Source organism: Pseudomonas parafulva (assembly GCF_000800255.1).
In the GTDB taxonomy this organism is placed as follows: domain Bacteria; phylum Pseudomonadota; class Gammaproteobacteria; order Pseudomonadales; family Pseudomonadaceae; genus Aquipseudomonas; species Aquipseudomonas boreofloridensis.
In genome coordinates this window covers 2,208,107-2,226,258 of sequence record NZ_CP009747.1, presented here as the reverse complement: position 1 = coordinate 2,226,258, position 18,152 = coordinate 2,208,107, and the positions used below count along the sequence as shown (strand labels likewise).

The following is an 18,152-nucleotide window of genomic DNA, read 5'->3' as shown; positions in this document are numbered from 1 at the left end:
GCGGGGTGTCTTGTTTTGCGGTCAGTGTATCAACCGACCAGGTGCAGTCCAGCCTGCTGGACCAGGTCCAGCAGCGGTTGCGGGTACACGCCCAGCACGAAGGCGAGGATCGCCACGGCCAGTAGCATCACGCCACCGGCACGTTGTTCCCAACGCAGCGGTGCATCGTGGCTGCGCAGGTTCGGCTCGGCCAGGTACAGGGTGACCATGACCCGCAGGTAGTAGTAGACGCCGATGGCGCTGCCGATCACCAGGGCCCCGACCAACCACCACAGTTGCGATTGCACACCGGTAGCGATGATGTAGAACTTGCCGATGAAGCCTGCCGTGAGCGGAATACCCGCCAGCGACAGCATCATCACGGTCAACACCGCCGTCAGGTACGGACGACGCCAGAACAGGCCGCGGTACTCGTACAGCGCGTCGGCGTCACGGCCGGCGTAGGGCGAGGACATCAGGGTGATCACGCCGAAGGCGCCGAGGCTGGTGATCACGTAGGTGACCAGGTACACGCCCATGGCTTCCATGGCCAGGCCTTTGCTCGCCACCAAGGCGATAAGCAGATAGCCGAAGTGGGCGATGGATGAGTAACCAAGCAGCCGCTTGAGGTTGCTCTGGGTCAGTGCCAGCAAGTTGCCGACCAGAATCGAGGCTACCGCGATCACCGCCAGCACGGTGCTCAGCACGCCGCTGCTGGCAGCAGGGGAGAGCATGAACAGACGTACCACCACGGCAAATACCGCGACCTTGCTGGCGGTGGCCAGGAACGCGGCCACTGGCGCCGGGGCGCCTTCGTAGACGTCCGGGGTCCACAGGTGGAAGGGCACCAGCGACAGCTTGAAGGCCAGGCCAACCAGCATCATGCCCAGGCCCAGCTGGGCCAGCAGGCTCGGCATGCTGGTCGCGGCCAAAGCCTTGCCCAACTGGTCGAAGGTCAGGCTGCCGGCATCGGCGTACAGCAGCGCCATGCCGAACAGCAGGAAGGCCGAGCCCGCAGCCGACAGCACCATGTACTTGATGCCGGCTTCCAGTGAGCGCTTGTTGAAGAAGGCATACGCCACCAGGCCATAGACCGGAACCGACAGCAGTTCCAGACCGATGAACAAGCCGGCGAGGTGGTTGGCGCTGACCAGCACAAGACCGCCCAGGGCCGACATCAGCAGCAGCAGGTACAGCTCTTCACGGTTGCCTGGGAAACCTTTGGCGCCTTCGCCCAGGTAGGCGTGGGCCAGCGTCACGCAGGCCAGGGTCGCCACCAGGACGATCGCCATGTACAGGCAGGCGAACTTGTCGATGGTCACCAGGGAGGTGACCGCCAGTGGTGCCACTTTCAAGGCGGGCAGGATCGACAGCAGGGCCAGGTTCAGGCCCACCGTCGACAGCAGGAAGGTCTGCGAGTGATTGCGCTTGAAGGCGATCGCCAGCATCACCACCACCGTGGTGAGGGTGGTGATCAGCATCGGCGCCAATGCGATGAAGTGTTGAGTGGTGAATTCCATAGCGCTCTTACCGGGCCGAAGCGAGTTGAGTGAAAGCGGAACCGAGCCACTGCTGCACACCGCTCATGGTGGCGGCAGAGGTGTCGAGGAACGGCTGCGGATACACGCCCAGCAGGACCAGCAGTGCCGCCAGACCCAGCACCATGATCAGCTCGCGAGTGTCCATGCCGGCCAAGACGGTGTCAGCCTTGCTCGGACCGAAATAGGCGCGGTGGATCATGATCAGCGAGTAGACCGAACCAAACACCAGGCCAGTGGTGGCGATCACGGTGATCCATGGCACGTGGGCGAAGCTGCCGATCAGGATCAGGAACTCGCCGACGAAGTTACCGGTGCCTGGCAAGCCCAGCGACGCGGCGGCGAAGAACAGGCTGATGGCCGGCAGGTAGGCGATGCGGTGCCACAGGCCACCCATCTGACGCATGTCACGGGTATGCAGGCGCTCGTACAGCTGGCCGGACAGGATGAACAGCGCGGCGGCCGACAAACCGTGGGCGAGCATCTGGATCACCGCGCCTTGCAGGGCTTGCTGGCTGCCGGAGTAGATGCCGATCAGCACGAAGCCCATGTGCGAGACGCTGGAGAAAGCGATCAGGCGCTTGATGTCGGTCTGCGCGAAGGCCAGGAAGGCGCCGTAGAAGATGCCGATCAGACCCAGGGTCATGGCGATGGGGGCGAACTCGGCCGAGGCATTGGGGAACAACGGCAGGGCGAAACGCAGCAGGCCGTAGGCGGCAGTCTTCAACAGGATACCGGCCAGGTCCACGGAGCCGGCGGTCGGCGCCTGGGCGTGGGCGTCAGGCAGCCACGAGTGGAACGGCACCACCGGCAGCTTGACCGCGAAGGCGATGAAGAAGCCGAGCATCAGCAGGTACTCGACACCTGGCGGCAACTGCGCCTTGAGCAGGTCGCTGTAGTTGAAGGTGATCACGCCGGTGGTGTTGTAGTTGACCAGCACCAGGCCAAGAATCGCCACCAGCATGATCAGGCCACTGGCCTGAGTGAAGATGAAGAACTTGGTAGCGGCGTAGATCCGGGTCTTCTTGCCATCGGCCGAGCTGTGACCCCAGAGCGCGATGAGGAAGTACATCGGCACCAGCATCATTTCCCAGAAGAAGAAGAACAGGAACAGGTCCAGGGCCAGGAATACACCGACCACGCCACCGAGGATCCACATCAGGTTGAGGTGGAAGAAGCCGACGTGGCGCTGGATCTCTTTCCAGGAACAAAGCACCGACAGCACGCCGAGCAGGCCGGTGAGCAGGATCATCAGCAGCGACAGGCCATCCAGGGCCAGGTGGATGCTGATGCCGAAGCGCTGGATCCACTGGACCTTGTATTCCAGCGCCCAGGCGGGCTCGGCGCCCGGAGCGGGGGCCAGGGTGTAGTTGCCGGTGCCCCACAGCCATAGGCCGATGCCGAGCAGCAGGGACATGGTCAGCAGCGCGATCCAGCGCGGCAGGGTGGCGCCGAAGCGCTCACCCAGCCAGCACAGGAAGCCGCCGATGAAGGGGATCAGGATCAGCCAAGGCAGAATCATGACGGGTTCGTTTCCTTTCGCAGAGTCGCAAGGTTCGCGAGGTTCGCAATATTCACGGTCATACCGCAGCCACAATCACGGCGCCGAGTACCAAGACGGCACCTACGGCGATGGAGGCGGTATACCAGCGCAGCTGACCGGTCTCGGTCTTGCTCATGGCGACGTGGCCACCGCGAGCCATGCGAGGAATCAGGCCAATACCACGGTCAACCGGATCCTTGCGCAGAAGGTGGCTGATCAGCAGGTAAGGTTTGACGAACAGCTTGTCGTAGATCCAGTCGAAGCCCCAGGCCGCGAACCACCAGGCCGACAGTACGCGACCGATGCTGCTGTGGGCGATGGCGGTGACCAGACGACGCTTGCCCAGGAACAGCACGGCGGCCAGCAGGATGCCCGCCAAGGCGATGGCGCCCGAGGCGATTTCCAACGAGTGCTTGGCTGCGCCACCGGCGTGACCGGCGCTTTCCGGCAGCACGCCGGCCAGCGGCGGATGGATCCAGGCACCGACGAAGGTCGACAGCACGATCAGCACGCCCAGTGGCAGCCAGTGGCTGATGCCGTGGCCGGCGTGGGCTTCGGTCTTGGCCTCGCCGTGGAAGGCGATGAAGATCAGGCGGAAGGTGTACAGCGAGGTCATGAAGGCGCCCACCAGGCCTGCGTAGAGCAGGTTGGTGTTGCCACTGGCGAACGCTTCCCAGAGGATCTCGTCCTTGGAGTAGAAGCCCACGGTCAGGATCGGCAGGGCCGACAGTGCCGCGCCCCCGACCACGAAGCTGGCGTAGGCCAGCGGCAGCTTCTTCCACAGCCCACCCATCTTGAAGATGTTCTGCTCATGGTGGCAGGCCACGATCACCGCGCCGGAAGCGAGGAACAGCAGGGCCTTGAAGAAGGCGTGGGTCATCAGGTGGAAGATGGCCGCATCCCAGGCTCCTACACCCAGGGCGAGGAACATGTAGCCAATCTGGCTCATGGTGGAGTAGGCGAGGATACGCTTGATGTCGGTCTGCACCAGTGCCGCGAAGCCTGCCAGGACCAAGGTGACACCACCCACCACGCCGACCAGGTGCAGCACGTCCGGGGCCAGGGTGAACAGGCCATGGGTACGGGCGATCAGGTAGACGCCTGCGGTGACCATGGTCGCCGCGTGGATCAGTGCCGATACAGGGGTGGGACCGGCCATGGCATCGGCCAGCCAGGTCTGCAGCGGCAACTGCGCCGACTTACCGACCGCACCCCCGAGCAGCATCAGGGTGGCCAGGACCATCCAGGTGTCGCCAGCCTGGAATTTCTGGGGCGCCAGTACCAGCAGTTCCTGAACGTTCAGCGTGCCCAGTTGGGCGAACAGGATGAACAGGCCGATGGCCATGAACACGTCGCCGATACGGGTGACGATGAAGGCCTTGAGAGCAGCATTGCCGTTGTTGCGGTTGCTGTAGTAGAAGCCGATCAACAGGTACGAGCACAGGCCCACGCCCTCCCAGCCGAAGTAGATGAACAGCAGGTTATCGCCCAGGATCAGGAACAGCATGCTGGCGATGAACAGGTTGGTATACGAGAAGAAGCGCGAGTAACCGGCTTCGCCGCGCATGTACCAGGAGGCGAACAGGTGGATCAGGAAGCCCACGCCGGTGACCACGCCCAGCATGGTGACCGACAGGCCGTCCAAGTACAGGGTGAAGTTCGGCGCGAAGCCGTCCACCGACATCCACTGCCAGAGCAACTGGCTGTACGCGCCACCGGCCGGCGGGGCGACGTTGAACTGCCAGATCACGTAGGCGGCGGTGGCGGCCGAGAGGCCAACCGAGCCGACGCCGATCAGGGCGGACAGGTTCTCCGAGAACCGCCCGCGCGAGAACGACAGCAGCAGGAAGCCGATCAAGGGGAAGACGAAAGTCAGGAAGAGAAGATTCATCCGCGCATCTCACTGGCAGCATCGATGTCGAGAGTGTGGAAGCGGCGATACAGTTGCAGCAGGATCGCCAGGCCAATGCTGGCCTCGGCGGCTGCCAGGCTGATCACCAGAATGAACATCACCTGACCGTCGGGTTGGACCCAGCGGGCACCGGCGACGATGAACGCCAGGGCAGAGGCGTTCATCATGACTTCCAGACTCATGAGCACGAAGAGGATGTTGCGCCGGACCATCAGCCCGACCAGACCTAAGCAGAACAGGATGCCGGCAACCGCCAGACCGTGTTCGAGAGGGATAGCACCCATGATTTACTCCTTCGCCTCGTTGCGGCCCAGGTGGAAGGCGGTGACGGCCGCAGCCAGCAGCAGCATCGAGGCCAGTTCGACCACCAGCAGGTAGGGGCCGAACAGGCTGATGCCGACTTCTTTCGGGGTGATGGTGGTGCCGCTGATGGCGGCGCCGCTAGGTGCCACGAACAGCACGTAGAGCAGTTCCAGCAACAGCAGTGCGGCGAGAATCACCGGCCCCGCCCAGATGCCGGGCTTGAGCCAGCCGCGTTCCTGGGCGACCGAGGCCGGTCCCAGGTTGAGCATCATCACCACGAAGACGAATAGCACCATGATGGCGCCGGCGTAGGCGATCACTTCCAGGGCGCCGGCGAATGGCGCGCCGAGGGCGAAGAAGATCATGGCTACAGAGATCAGCGAAATGATCAGGTACAGCAAGGCGTGCACGGGGTTGGTCCCGGTTACCACCCGAAGGGTGGAAACCACGGCGATCCCGGATGCGAAGTAGAAAGCGAATTCCATCTTTCTGTCCTTATGGGAGCAAGCTCTTCACGTTGATCGGCTCGGCTTCGTTCTGCGCGGCGCCTTTCGGCTTGCCGGCGATCGCCATGCCCGCAACACGGTAGAAGTTGTAGTCAGGGTTCTTGCCGGGGCCGGAGATCAGCAGATCTTCTTTCTCGTACACCAGATCCTGACGCTTGAACTCGGCCATTTCGAAATCCGGAGTGAGCTGGATCGCGGTGGTCGGGCACGCTTCTTCACACAAGCCGCAGAAGATGCAGCGCGAGAAGTTGATGCGGAAGAACTCCGGGTACCAGCGTCCGTCCTCGGTCTCGGCCTTCTGCAGCGAAATGCAACCGACCGGGCAAGCCACGGCGCACAGGTTGCACGCCACGCAGCGTTCCTCGCCATCCGGGTCGCGGGTCAGGACGATGCGGCCGCGGTAGCGCGGCGGCAGGTACACGGGTTCTTCGGGGTACTGCAGGGTGTCGCGCTTGCGGAACCCGTGGGAGAACACCATGGCCAGGCTGCGCAGCTGAGTGCCGGTGCCCTTAACGATGTCGCCGATATACTTGAACATGGGTCAAATCCTCACTGGGCCGCGACGGCTGGCGTGTTGTAGAGCACGATCGCAGCGGTCACCAGCAAATTGATCAGGGTCAGCGGCAGGCAGAACTTCCAGCTGAAGTCCATCACCTGGTCATAGCGTGGGCGCGGGATCGAGGCGCGCAGCAGGATGAACAGCATGATGAAGAAGCCGGTCTTCAGGGCGAACCACAGGAACGACAGTTGCGGCAGGATGCCGAACGGACCGTGCCAGCCACCGAAGAACAAGGTCACCAGCAGCGCCGAGATGAGGATGATGCCGATGTACTCACCGACGAAGAACATGCCCCACTTCATGCCGGCATACTCGATGTGATAGCCGTCGGCCAGTTCCTGTTCCGCTTCGGGCTGGTCGAATGGGTGACGGTGAGTCACGGCGACGCCAGCGATGAAGAAGGTGCAGAAGCCGAAGAACTGCGGAATGATGAACCACAGGTTCTGTGCCTGGTACTCGACGATATCGCGCATGTTGAACGAGCCCACCTGCACCACCACGCCCATCAGCGCCAGGCCCAGAAACACCTCGTACGACACGGTCTGTGCCGAGGCGCGCAAGCTACCCAGCAGGGCATACTTGTTGTTCGACGACCAGCCGGCGAACAGCACCGCATACACCGACAAACCGGCCATGGCGAAGAAGAACAGCAGGCCGATGTTCAGGTCCGCCACGCCCCAGGTCGGGGTAATCGGGATCACCACGAAGGCGATCAGCAGGGCGCTCATCGCCACCACCGGGGCCAGGGTGAAGATCACGCGGTCGACGAAGGGTGGGTTCCAGTCTTCCTTGAAGAACATCTTCAGCATGTCGGCGGCGATCTGGAACATGCCGAACGGGCCGACACGGTTCGGACCGTAGCGGTCCTGCCACCAGCCCAGCAGGCGACGCTCGACGAAGCTGAGCAGTGCACCGCAGACCACCACAGCCAGCAGCACCACGATGGCGCGCAGGACGGCGAGGATCGCATCGATCACTTCGGGGGTGAACCAGCTCATTGTGCTGCCTCCTGCAGACCTTCGACGGGTGCACCGAAGATGGCCGGGGGAATGCCGGCCAGGCCTTTCGGCAGCGCCACCAGGCCTGCGCCCAGTGCTTCATTGATGCGCAGTGGCAGGCGCAGCGAGACGCCGGCCACGTCCAGGCTCAGCAGTGCGCCTTCATTGACGCCCAGGCGGTCGGCTTCGGACTTGGCCAGCGCGACGTAGGCCGCGGGAATGCGCTCCTGTACCGGGGTGGCGCGCGAAGAGTTCTCCTCGCTGCCGAACAGGTGGAAGAACGGTACCGCCGTCCAAGTGCCGCGAGCAGGATTGAACGCGCCTGGGATGGCCTCGAACCAGCTCAGACGATCGCCTTGCGACTCGATCAGGCGCACACCCGGATCACCGGCACGCAGGTGACCGCCGACTTCGTCCTGGAACTTGTTCCACGCCTGTGGCGAGTTCCAGCCTGGCGACCAGGCGAACGGCACTTGCTGACGCGGTTCGGCCGAGCCCGAGTAGCCTTCCATGGAGAAGGCGAAGGCGGTGTCCTTGTCTTGCGGAGTACGCGGCTCGTGCACGCTGATGTTGGCGCGCATGGCCGTGCGGCCGGAGTAGCGCAGCGGTTCGCGGGCCAGCTTCATGCCCTTGATGCGGAAAGCAGCGCTCGGTGCGGCATCGACGATGCCAGCCAACTGCGGCGCGGCGGCGGCGCAAGCGCTGGTGACATGGTCCAGTTGAGTCCAGTCCACCGGCTTGTCGAGCAGGGTGGCACGCAGGGCGTGCATCCAGCGCCAGCCTTCATGCACCAGGATGCTGCTGTCCATGTATTGCGGATCGAACACCTGGAAGAAGCGCTGTGCACGGCCTTCCTGGCTCACCAGGGTGCCGTCGCCTTCGGCGAAGGACGCGGCGGGCAGTACCAGGTGGGCACGGTCGGTGGTGGGCGTCTTGGAGTGATCGGCGACGATCACCACTTTGGCGGCAGCCAGGGCTGCGTCGACCTTGGCGGCCGGAACCCGGGCGTACAGGTCGTTTTCCAGGACCACGATGGCGTCGGCCTTGCCGCTGATCACAGCGTCCAGCGCGGCGTCGACGGCGTCGCCACCCATCATCGCCATGCCGAGGCTGTTGGCCTCAGGCACTACCAGGCTCAGCGAACCGTTCTTCTCGCGCAGCTTCAGGGCCTTGGCGATGTTGGCGGCCGCTTCGACCAGCGCAGGGTCGGCCAGTGAAGTACCGGCAATGACCAGCGGGCGCTGGGCGGCGATCAGGGCGTCGGCGATGCGTTGAGCGAGGGCTTGCGCGTCGGCGTCCAAACCCGCGACGGCCGGGGCGCTCGGGTCGATGGCGTGGGCCACGGCAAAGCCCAGGCGGGCGAGGTCGGCGGGCGCAGCGTGGACGCATTCCTCGGCGACGTCATCGAGCTTGGTCTCGGCCAGCGAGGCGATGAACAGCGGGTACAGCGCGTGCTGACCGATGTTCTTCACGGCGGCGTCGAGCCAGGGTTGCACTTTCATGCCCTCGGCCATGGCCTCGGCCTTGCCCTTGGTCGCCTGGCGCACGGCCAGGGCGACGCGGGCGGCGGTCTGGGTCAGGTCTTCGCCGAGTACGAACACGGCGTCGTGGTCTTCGATCTCGCGCAGGGTTGGCACCGGCAACGGGCTGTTGTTCAGCACGTCGAGCACCAGGCGCACGCGGGCCAACTCGCCGGCTTCCATACCCGAATAGAAGTACTCGGCACCGACCAGTTCACGCAGGCCGTAGTTGCTCTCCAGGCTGGCGCGAGGCGAGCCGATGCCGACGATGGTACGACCGCGCAGCAGGTCGGCGGCCTTGTCCAAGGCAGCGTCCAGCGAAAGCTTGGTGCCATCGGCCAGCAGCGGCTGGCGCGGGCGGTCGCTGCGGTTGACGTAGCCGTAGCCGAAGCGGCCGCGGTCGCACAGGAAGTACTGGTTGACCGAGCCGTTGAAGCGGTTCTCGATCCGACGCAGTTCGCCGTAGCGCTCGCCGGGGCTGATGTTGCAGCCGCTGGAGCAGCCGTGGCAGATGCTCGGGGCGAACTGCATGTCCCACTTGCGGTTGTAACGCTCGGAGTGGGTCTTGTCGGTGAATACGCCGGTCGGGCAGACCTCGGTCAGGTTGCCCGAGAACTCGCTTTCCAGCACGCCGTCTTCGACGCGGCCGAAGTACACGTTGTCGTGAGCGCCGTACACGCCCAGGTCGGTACCACCGGCATAGTCCTTGTAGTAGCGCACGCAGCGATAACAGGCGATGCAGCGGTTCATCTCATGGGCGATGAACGGGCCGAGGTCCTGGTTTTGGTGAGTGCGCTTGGTGAAACGGTAGCGGCGCTCGTTGTGGCCGGTCATGACCGTCATGTCCTGCAGGTGGCAGTGACCGCCTTCCTCGCACACCGGGCAGTCGTGCGGGTGGTTGGTCATCAGCCATTCGACGACGCTGGCGCGAAACGCCTTGGATTCTTCATCCTCGATGGAGATCCAGGTGCCGTCGGAGGCGGGGGTCATGCAGGACATGACGATACGACCACGGGTGTCGTTCTCGTCGGTGTACTGCTTGACCGCGCATTGCCGGCAAGCACCAACGCTACCGAGCGCTGGGTGCCAGCAGAAATAAGGGATGTCGAGGCCGAGCGACAGACAGGCCTGTAACAGGTTGTCTGCACCGTTGACTTCGAGCGCTTTGCCGTCTACGTGGATAGTGGCCATTGTTCAAAGTTCTTCGTTGGCCCGCGTGAGCGGGCGTGGCTAATGGAAATCTGTGCGCCTGCGGCTCGCGTCATACCTGCGCGCGCCTGCAAAGCCGGCGGGTGGCACGGACCACCCGCGTTTCATCTTGTTATGCGCCAACCGTAATCGGCTGGGCCAGGCTCGGGCGCAGGGTGTCGGCAGCGCTTGCTGGCGCGACACCGGCCTCGAACTCGGACCGGAAGTATTTGATGGCACTGCCCAACGGCTCGACGGCACCCGGTGCGTGAGCACAGAAGGTGCGGCCTGGGCCGAGGAAGTTGACCAGGCCCAGCAGGGTCTCGATGTCTTCGGCGCGGCCCTGGCCTTTTTCCAGGGCGCGCAGCATCTTCACGCTCCATGGCAGGCCATCACGGCATGGGGTACACCAGCCACAGGACTCGCGGGCGAAGAACTCTTCCATGTTGCGCAGCAGCGAGACCATGTTGACGCTGTCGTCGACCGCCATGGCCAGGCCCGTACCCATGCGAGTGCCGACCTTGGCGATGCCGCCTGCGTACATCTGCGCATCGAGGTGCTCGGGCAGCAGGAAGCCAGTACCGGCGCCACCAGGCTGCCAGCACTTGAGCTTGAAGCCGTCGCGCATGCCGCCGGCGTAGTCCTCGAACAGCTCGCGAGCGGTGACGCCGAACGGCAGCTCCCACAGACCCGGATTCTTCACCTTGCCGGAGAACCCCATCAGCTTGGTGCCGTGATCCTCGCTGCCTTCGCGGGCCAGCGACTTGTACCAGTCGTTGCCGTTGGCCACGATGGCGGGCACGTTGCACAGGGTCTCGACGTTGTTCACGCAGGTCGGCTTGCCCCACACGCCGACGGCGGCGGGGAAGGGCGGCTTGGAGCGCGGGTTGGCGCGGCGGCCTTCGAGCGAGTTGATCAGCGCGGTTTCTTCACCGCAGATGTAGCGACCGGCACCGGTGTGCACGAACAGCTCGAAGTCGAAGCCGCTGCCCAGGATGTTCTTGCCCAGCAAGCCGGCGGCCTTGGCTTCGGCGATGGCGCGGTTGAGGTTGTTGGCGGCGGTGGTGTATTCGCCACGCAGGAAGATGTAGCCGCGATAAGCCTTCAGGGCACGGGCGCTGATCAGCATGCCCTCGACCAGCAGATGGGGCTGTTGCTCCATCAGCATGCGGTCCTTCCAAGTGTTGGGCTCCATTTCGTCCGCGTTGCACAGCAGGTAGCGGATGTTCATGGATTCGTCTTTGGGCATCAGGCCCCACTTCACCCCGGTAGGGAAGCCGGCGCCGCCGCGGCCCTTGAGGCCGGAGTCCTTGACGCTCTGTACGATGTCGTCGGCGGACATCTCGGCCAGTGCCTTGCGGGCGGCGGCATAGCCGTTCTTGGCCTGGTACTCGTCGAGCCAGATCGGCTCGCCGTCTTCACGCAGGCGCCAGGTCAGCGGATGAGTTTCGGCCGCACGCGCGATGCGGTTGGCCGGGCCGAAGGAAGTGATGGTCATGCGTAGCCCTCCAGCAGTTTGGAAACGCCAGCCGGCTGCACATCGCCGAAGGTGTCGTCGTCGATCATCAGCGCCGGGGCTTTGTCGCAGTTGCCCAGGCAGCACACCGGCAGCAAGGTGAAACGTCCGTCGGCAGTGGTTTGGCCGAGGCCGATGCCCAGCTCGCTCTGGATCTGGCTGACCACCGATTCATGGCCGCCGATGTAGCAGACCATGCTGTCGCAGACGCGGATGATGTGGCGACCGACCGGTTGACGGAAGATCTGGCTATAGAAGGTGGCGACGCCTTCGACATCGCTGGCCGGGATGCCCAGCACCTCGCCGATGGCGTAGATGGCGCCGTCCGGCACCCAGCCGCGCGCCTTCTGCACGATCTTCAGGGCTTCGATGGACGCCGCGCGCGGGTCCTCGTAGTGGTGCATCTCGTGCTCGATGGCCGAGCGCTCGGTTTCGCTCAGGGCGAAACGGTCGGTTTGGATCAGCGTGCTGTTCATGCTTAGCGGTCCACGTCAGCCATAACGAAGTCGATACTGCCCAGGTACGCAATGAGGTCGGCGACCATGCTGCCCTTGATCACCGAAGGGATCTGCTGCAGGTGCGGGTAGCTCGGCGTACGGATGCGGGTGCGGTAGCTCATGGTGCCGCCATCGCTCGTCAGGTAGTAACTGTTGATGCCCTTGGTCGCCTCGATCATCTGGAACGACTCGTTGGCCGGCATGACCGGGCCCCACGAGACTTGCAGGAAGTGGGTGATCAGGGTTTCGATGTGCTGCAGAGTGCGCTCTTTGGGCGGCGGCGTGGTCAGCGGGTGGTCCGCCTTGTACGGGCCTTCCGGCATGTTGCGCAAGCACTGGTCGATGATGCGGATGCTCTGGCGCATTTCCTCGACACGGACCATGCAGCGATCGTAGGCATCGCCGTTGTGGGCCAGCGGCACTTCGAACTCGAAGTTCTCGTAGCCGGAGTACGGGCGGGCTTTGCGCAGGTCGAAGTCGCAACCGGTAGAGCGCAGGCCGGCACCGGTGGTGCCCCACGCCAGGGCTTCCTGGGTGTTGTAGGCCGCGACGCCGATGGTCCGGCCCTTGAGGATGCTGTTTTGCAGGGCCGCCTTGGTGTACTCGTCCAGGCGCTTGGGCAGCCATTCGACGAAGTCCTTGACCAGCTTGTCCCAGCCGCGCGGCAGGTCGTGGGCGACGCCACCGATGCGGTACCAGGCCGGGTGCAGGCGGAAACCGGTGATCGCTTCGATCACGGTGTAGGCGCGCTGGCGGTCGGTGAAGGTGAAGAACACCGGAGTCATGGCGCCGACGTCCTGGATGTAGGTACCCAGGAACAGCAGGTGGCTGGTGATGCGGAAGAACTCGGCGAGCATGATGCGGATCACGTCGACCTTCTGCGGCACCTGGATCCCGGCCAGCTTCTCGACCGCCAGTACGTAGGGCAGGTTGTTCATCACCCCGCCCAGGTAGTCGATGCGGTCGGTGTAGGGGATGAAGCTATGCCAGGACTGGCGCTCGGCCATCTTCTCGGCACCACGGTGGTGGTAACCGATGTCCGGCACACAGTCGACGATCTCTTCGCCGTCCAATTGAAGGACGATACGGAAGGCACCGTGGGCCGAAGGGTGGTTGGGGCCGAGGTTGAGGAACATGTAGTCCTCGTTGGCGCCCTGGCGTTTCATGCCCCAGGCCTCTGGATTGAAGCGTGCCGACTCTTCTTCGAGCTGCTGCTTGGCCAGGGTCAGGCTGTAGGGGTCGAACTCGGTGGCGCGGGCAGGGTAGTCCTTGCGCAGCGGGTGACCTTCCCAGGTCGGCGGCATCATGATGCGGCTCAGGTGTGGGTGGCCGGCGAAGTCGATGCCGAACATGTCCCACACTTCGCGCTCGTACCAGTTGGCGTTGGGCCAGATGCCGGTGACCGAAGGCAGGTTCAGGTCACCTTCGCTCAGCGACACCTTGATCATCACGTCGCTGTTACGCTCGACCGACAACAGATGGTAGAACACGCTGAAATCGGCCGCCGGCAAGCCGCGGCGCTGGGTACGCAGGCGTTCGTCGACGCCGTGCAGGTCGTACAGCATGCTGTACGGTTTGGCGACACCGCGCAGGAAGCTGAGCACCTCTTTGAGCTGGGCGCGCTTGACCCACAGCACGGGCATGCCGGTGCGGGTTTCCTGGGCGACGAATGCTTCGGCGCCAAAACGGTTGTGCAATTCGACGACCACATCCTGGTCGTCTGCCTTGTAGGGCGGAATGAAAATAGCGTTGTCCGCTGTCATGGTCTCGGTCGCTTTGGGTCAGCGTTAAGAATGAAGCCAGGCCGCCGGCTCCTCGAGGAGCGGGCGGCAGGTCGCTGGATCAGACTTCGTCGGGGCTGCGCAGGTTAGTGACGGCAATGCGCTGCTCACGACGCAGGTCTTTCTGGGCGGGCATCTCGGCACGGTAGATGCCTTGATCACCCACTACCCAGGAAAGCGGGCGTCGTTCCTGGCCGATCGACTCCTGCAGCAGCATCAAGCCCTGCAGGAACGCCTCAGGGCGTGGCGGGCAGCCAGGCACGTAGACGTCCACGGGGAGGAACTTGTCGACCCCCTGAACGACCGAGTAGATGTCATACATGCCGCCGGAGTTGGCGCACGAGCCCATGGAGATGACCCACTTGGGTTCGAGCATCTGCTCGTACAAGCGCTGGATGATCGGCGCCATCTTCACGAAGCAGGTACCGGCGATGACCATGAAGTCGGCCTGACGCGGCGAGGCCCGGATGACTTCGGCGCCGAAGCGGGCGATGTCGTGGGGCGCCGTGAAGGCCGTGGTCATTTCCACGTAGCAGCAGGACAGGCCAAAGTTGTACGGCCACAGGGAGTTCTTGCGACCCCAGTTGACCGCGCCACGCAGCACATCTTCGAGTTTCCCCATATAGATGTTCTTGTGGACCTGGTCTTCGAGCAGTTGGTCGGTGACGGTTTCCCGATCGCCTACCGGGTATTGCTCGTTGGGGGCATCCGGATCGATTCTGGTGAGATTGTATTGCATTGCCAAAGCCTCATTGTTTCAGCTTCGCTTGCCGCTTGCGGCGACTTTCGGGTGCCCAGTCAAGAGCTCCGACGCGCCATAGGTAGACAAGACCTGCCAACAGAATTGCTATGAAAACGAGTGCTTCGACGAATCCGGTCCAGCCGCTTTCGCGGACGGACACAGACCATGCAAAGAGAAAGAGGGCTTCGATATCGAAGATCACGAACAGCATCGCGACCAGATAGAATTTTGCGGAAAGGCGCAGACGGGCGCTGCCGACGGGCAGCATGCCGGATTCGAAGGGTTCGTTCTTGGCGCGACCCCAAGCCTTGCTCCCGAGCAGGCTGGACAGGCCGAGCATGAAGGCACACAGGCCGACGACACCCAGAAGGAAGATGGCAAAGCCCCAGTTATGGGCGATGAGTCCTGCCGAATCGGACATGCTTGAAATCCTTATACAGAGACCCAGCTCTGCAGTCTGAAATAAGTAAAGCGGCGACGCGGTGTCGCGGACGCAGTGACCAAATGTCGCAGCTGAATCAATCGCGCTGATTTTATGGGTAAACCCACAGCAAGTAAAATTTCCAGCGCAAAATTATTCGTAGGATTAAGAACAAAAATCTTTCGTAAATCGCTGAAGGCCTTGATTTTAGGGGATTCTGACCCGTTTCGTTAATTATGTTTCCCTGACGCTGTAATGAATCCCGATATCAGTAATGATAATTAATAGCATTTAGCTGAGATGCTGTTTATTCGCAGTTCTGTTGTGCAACTGACCTCCTTCGCAAATATGTCACTTGCAAATGAGAAAAACTCTCGTTCTAGCAGTTTCCGGCCGCGCGCGTACCGCGCTGGATCAATGTTTTGGCAAAGGATAGTGGTGCGTGGGAGCGATGAGCTCGGAGAGCCTCGTTGAAGAGGCGGTAGCAGGCGGTCGCGCGGGCATCAACGCGTTGGCTTGGACGAGGCATGAGACGGTCCTTGCTGGCTGTGCTGCCCCAAGCATAGACCTGATTCTGGGTTCTGCCTCGGCATCCGGCTAGAGGCGCGGGCTCGCCTGGTGATGTGGGTACCAGGAGAAAAGTTGTCAGTGTTGCCGATGACTGCTGTAGAGGACGCGGGCAGATAAAACGACGAAGCCCGGCGCTTTTGCGAGCGCCGGGCTTCTATCGAGCCATTGACAGTCAGTGGAACTGTTCTTCCTCGGTAGAGCCGGTCAGTGCAGTTACCGACGACGCCCCACCCTGAATCACAGTAGTCATGTCATCGAAGTAACCGGTACCCACTTCCTGCTGGTGCGCCACGAAGGTGTAGCCCTTGCTGGCGTCGGCGAATTCCTGCTCCTGCAGCTTCACATAGGCGGTCATGTCGTTGCGGGCGTAGTCGTGCGCCAGATTGAACATGCCGTGCCACATGTTGTGAATACCCGCCAGGGTGATGAACTGGTGCTTGTAGCCCATGGCCGACAGCTCGCGCTGGAATTTGGCGATGGTGGCGTCGTCCAGATTCTTCTTCCAGTTGAAGGATGGCGAGCAGTTGTAAGACAGGATCTGGTCCGGGTATTCCTTCTTGATCGCTTCGGCGAAGCGGCGTGCTTCGTCCAGATCCGGTTTTGCGGTTTCACACCAGATCAGATCGGCGTACGGCGCATAGGCCAGGCCGCGGGCGATGGCCTGGTCGAGACCGGCGCGCACCTTGTAGAAGCCTTCGCGGGTGCGTTCGCCAATGACGAAAGGCTGATCGTACGGGTCGCAGTCGCTGGTCAGCAGGTCGGCAGCGTTGGCGTCTGTGCGGGCCAGGATGATGGTGGGTACGCCCGATACGTCGGCAGCCAGGCGCGCAGCCACCAGCTTTTGAACAGCTTCCTGGGTAGGCACCAATACTTTGCCGCCCATGTGGCCGCATTTTTTCACCGAGGCCAGCTGGTCTTCGAAGTGAACGCCAGCGGCGCCTGCCTCGATCATGTTCTTCATCAGCTCGTAGGCATTCAGCACGCCGCCGAAACCGGCTTCGGCGTCGGCCACGATCGGCGCGAAGTAATCGATGTAGCCTTCGTCGCCTGGATTCTTGCCGGCTTTCCACTGGATCTGGTCGGCACGGCGGAACGCGTTGTTGATGCGCTTGACCACGGTCGGTACCGAGTCGACCGGGTACAGCGATTGGTCAGGGTACATGGACTCAGCGGAGTTGTTGTCGGCAGCCACCTGCCAGCCCGACAGGTAGATGGCCTGGATGCCGGCTTTTACCTGCTGCACGGCCTGGCCGCCGGTGAGGGCGCCCATGCAGTTGACGAAATCTTTTTCTGGGCGGAAGGACGGGTGGGCCCCTTGGGTGACCAGCTTCCACAGTTTTTCGGCGCCCAGGCGAGCCAGCGTATGTTCCGGCTGCAGGGAGCCGCGTAGGCGAACGACATCGGCGGCGGTATAGGTACGGGTCACGCCTTTCCAGCGCGGGTTCTCGGCCCAGTCTTTCTCGAGGGCTGCAATTTGCTGTTCGCGTGTCAGTGCCATGGAAATAAACCTCGTCGCATCGATCTTGAAGGTAAGTGTGCTGATGCTCCGGGCGCGCAGTCAGGGGGCGGATGTCAAAGCAGCGAAAGCGCGCGGCAAGGCCCTTCTCAGGGCCCCTGATCAGCGGGAGCGGGGCCATCATGCCCCTGGCGAAATTACCCTGTCAAACGTTTTGTAGTGGTTTTCTGTTGGCACTACATCTTTGGTCTAATACGACTCCATAGTCACTTTTCAGGCCTTTGGTCGAGGCCTCGAACGACGTGGGATCAGTCCACAAGATCGACTTTTACCCGAAGGGTCATGTTTTCGCCGCGTTGGGTGCTGTAGGTGAGGGTGGAAGGCGCGGTGTTGGCGTCACTCTGCTGGTTGTACCCCGCCAGATCGATCCATTGGCCCAGCTTGCCGGTGACCGTCGTGTCGGTGCTCTGCACATTCACTACATCCGGACGTTCCTGGCTCATTCGATCGTTATTGGTGCTGATTTGCAGACGAACCGTTTCACCCGTCACGCTGGGCGTGACATAGAAGCCCTGGGTCACATTGCGGTAGCGGGTGTCGCTCTGCACACGACCATAGCCGTCGCTGGAGGTGCTGGTGACGGGGATGCTCTTGCCCGTCTGGATCAAGGCAGGCTGGCCTTCGCTGGCCTGGATCTGCTGCAGTCCGCCTTCGCGGTTGCGGGTGCCGTACTGGATGATCCGCGCGTTGCCGCGGGTGTCCTGGTAGTTGCTGTCGTCATTGTCGACGCTGATCAGCAGGCGCCTGGGCGCGGTGTCGAGTTGTTGCAGCAGGCTGCGCAGATCATCGATGCGCTCGGGGCTGGCGTTGACGATCAGCTTGTCTTCGAAGGCGCTCACCGTGCCGTCCTTGCCCAAAAACGACTGGGCGGTGGGCAGCAGTTCGGCGCTGCTGCGGTGCTGCAGGGGCAGCACTTCGGTGGCGGCGCTGGCGCTGAGGCTGGCCGCCAGCAGCAGGGCGGCGACGAGGGGGCGTAGCGGCATGGGGATGGTCTCCACAGATGGAACACACATGATGGCAAATTTGCCTGGATCGTGCCGGGTCTGGATCACAGCGATATGAA

15 protein-coding genes are annotated in these 18,152 nt (G+C 62.8%); all 15 read right to left on the bottom strand.

The window, feature by feature from the left end:
* Window positions 1-29 precede the first annotated feature (29 nt).
* Complete coding sequence (gene nuoN / locus NJ69_RS09375; RefSeq protein ID WP_029614119.1) at window positions 30-1,499, bottom strand: NADH-quinone oxidoreductase subunit NuoN; 1,470 nt, start codon at window positions 1,497-1,499, stop codon at window positions 30-32.
* Window positions 1,500-1,506: 7 nt separating this feature from the next.
* Window positions 1,507-3,039: an NADH-quinone oxidoreductase subunit M gene (gene nuoM / locus NJ69_RS09370; protein ID WP_029614118.1), complete on the bottom strand. Its 1,533-nt coding sequence runs from the start codon at window positions 3,037-3,039 to the stop codon at window positions 1,507-1,509.
* Window positions 3,040-3,097: 58 nt separating this feature from the next.
* Entirely contained in the window at window positions 3,098-4,951 is a 1,854-nt protein-coding gene (gene nuoL / locus NJ69_RS09365; protein ID WP_039578386.1) for an NADH-quinone oxidoreductase subunit L, read from the bottom strand.
* Window positions 4,948-5,256 carry an NADH-quinone oxidoreductase subunit NuoK gene (gene nuoK, locus NJ69_RS09360; RefSeq protein WP_008096201.1) on the bottom strand — a complete coding sequence of 103 codons (309 nt, stop codon included), beginning with the start codon at window positions 5,254-5,256 and terminating at the stop codon, window positions 4,948-4,950. Before nuoK ends, nuoL begins: the two co-directional genes overlap by 4 nt.
* A 3-nt stretch (window positions 5,257-5,259) precedes the next feature.
* The gene (gene nuoJ / locus NJ69_RS09355) at window positions 5,260-5,760 is read right to left on the bottom strand and encodes an NADH-quinone oxidoreductase subunit J (RefSeq protein WP_039578378.1); all 501 of its coding nucleotides are present in this window, start codon (window positions 5,758-5,760) and stop codon (window positions 5,260-5,262) included.
* A 10-nt stretch (window positions 5,761-5,770) separates the two neighbouring features.
* Window positions 5,771-6,319: an NADH-quinone oxidoreductase subunit NuoI gene (gene nuoI, locus NJ69_RS09350; protein WP_016488223.1), complete on the bottom strand. Its 549-nt coding sequence runs from the start codon at window positions 6,317-6,319 to the stop codon at window positions 5,771-5,773.
* Window positions 6,320-6,330: 11 nt separating this feature from the next.
* Window positions 6,331-7,338 (bottom strand): NADH-quinone oxidoreductase subunit NuoH, encoded by a 1,008-nt coding sequence (nuoH, locus tag NJ69_RS09345; RefSeq protein ID WP_029614116.1) that lies wholly within the window; start codon window positions 7,336-7,338, stop codon window positions 6,331-6,333.
* A complete protein-coding gene (nuoG, locus tag NJ69_RS09340; RefSeq protein ID WP_039578369.1) occupies window positions 7,335-10,049 on the bottom strand; it encodes an NADH-quinone oxidoreductase subunit NuoG in 2,715 nt (904 codons plus the stop codon). Before nuoG ends, nuoH begins: the two co-directional genes overlap by 4 nt.
* A gap of 130 nt (window positions 10,050-10,179) precedes the next feature.
* Window positions 10,180-11,544, bottom strand: a complete 1,365-nt coding sequence (gene nuoF / locus NJ69_RS09335; protein WP_039578366.1) for an NADH-quinone oxidoreductase subunit NuoF — start codon at window positions 11,542-11,544, stop codon at window positions 10,180-10,182.
* Complete coding sequence (gene nuoE, locus NJ69_RS09330; RefSeq protein WP_029614115.1) at window positions 11,541-12,038, bottom strand: NADH-quinone oxidoreductase subunit NuoE; 498 nt, start codon at window positions 12,036-12,038, stop codon at window positions 11,541-11,543. Before nuoE ends, nuoF begins: the two co-directional genes overlap by 4 nt.
* A gap of 2 nt (window positions 12,039-12,040) precedes the next feature.
* Window positions 12,041-13,822: an NADH-quinone oxidoreductase subunit C/D gene (gene nuoC / locus NJ69_RS09325; RefSeq protein ID WP_029614114.1), complete on the bottom strand. Its 1,782-nt coding sequence runs from the start codon at window positions 13,820-13,822 to the stop codon at window positions 12,041-12,043.
* 79 nt (window positions 13,823-13,901) lie between these two features.
* Complete coding sequence (locus NJ69_RS09320) at window positions 13,902-14,579, bottom strand: NuoB/complex I 20 kDa subunit family protein (RefSeq protein ID WP_029614113.1); 678 nt, start codon at window positions 14,577-14,579, stop codon at window positions 13,902-13,904.
* Window positions 14,580-14,589: 10 nt separating this feature from the next.
* The gene (locus tag NJ69_RS09315; protein ID WP_029614112.1) at window positions 14,590-15,003 is read right to left on the bottom strand and encodes an NADH-quinone oxidoreductase subunit A; all 414 of its coding nucleotides are present in this window, start codon (window positions 15,001-15,003) and stop codon (window positions 14,590-14,592) included.
* 742 nt (window positions 15,004-15,745) lie between these two features.
* Complete coding sequence (aceA, locus tag NJ69_RS09310) at window positions 15,746-17,071, bottom strand: isocitrate lyase (protein ID WP_039578362.1); 1,326 nt, start codon at window positions 17,069-17,071, stop codon at window positions 15,746-15,748.
* 266 nt (window positions 17,072-17,337) lie between these two features.
* Window positions 17,338-18,072 (bottom strand): secretin N-terminal domain-containing protein, encoded by a 735-nt coding sequence (locus tag NJ69_RS09300; protein ID WP_039578358.1) that lies wholly within the window; start codon window positions 18,070-18,072, stop codon window positions 17,338-17,340.
* Window positions 18,073-18,152: the final 80 nt, after the last annotated feature.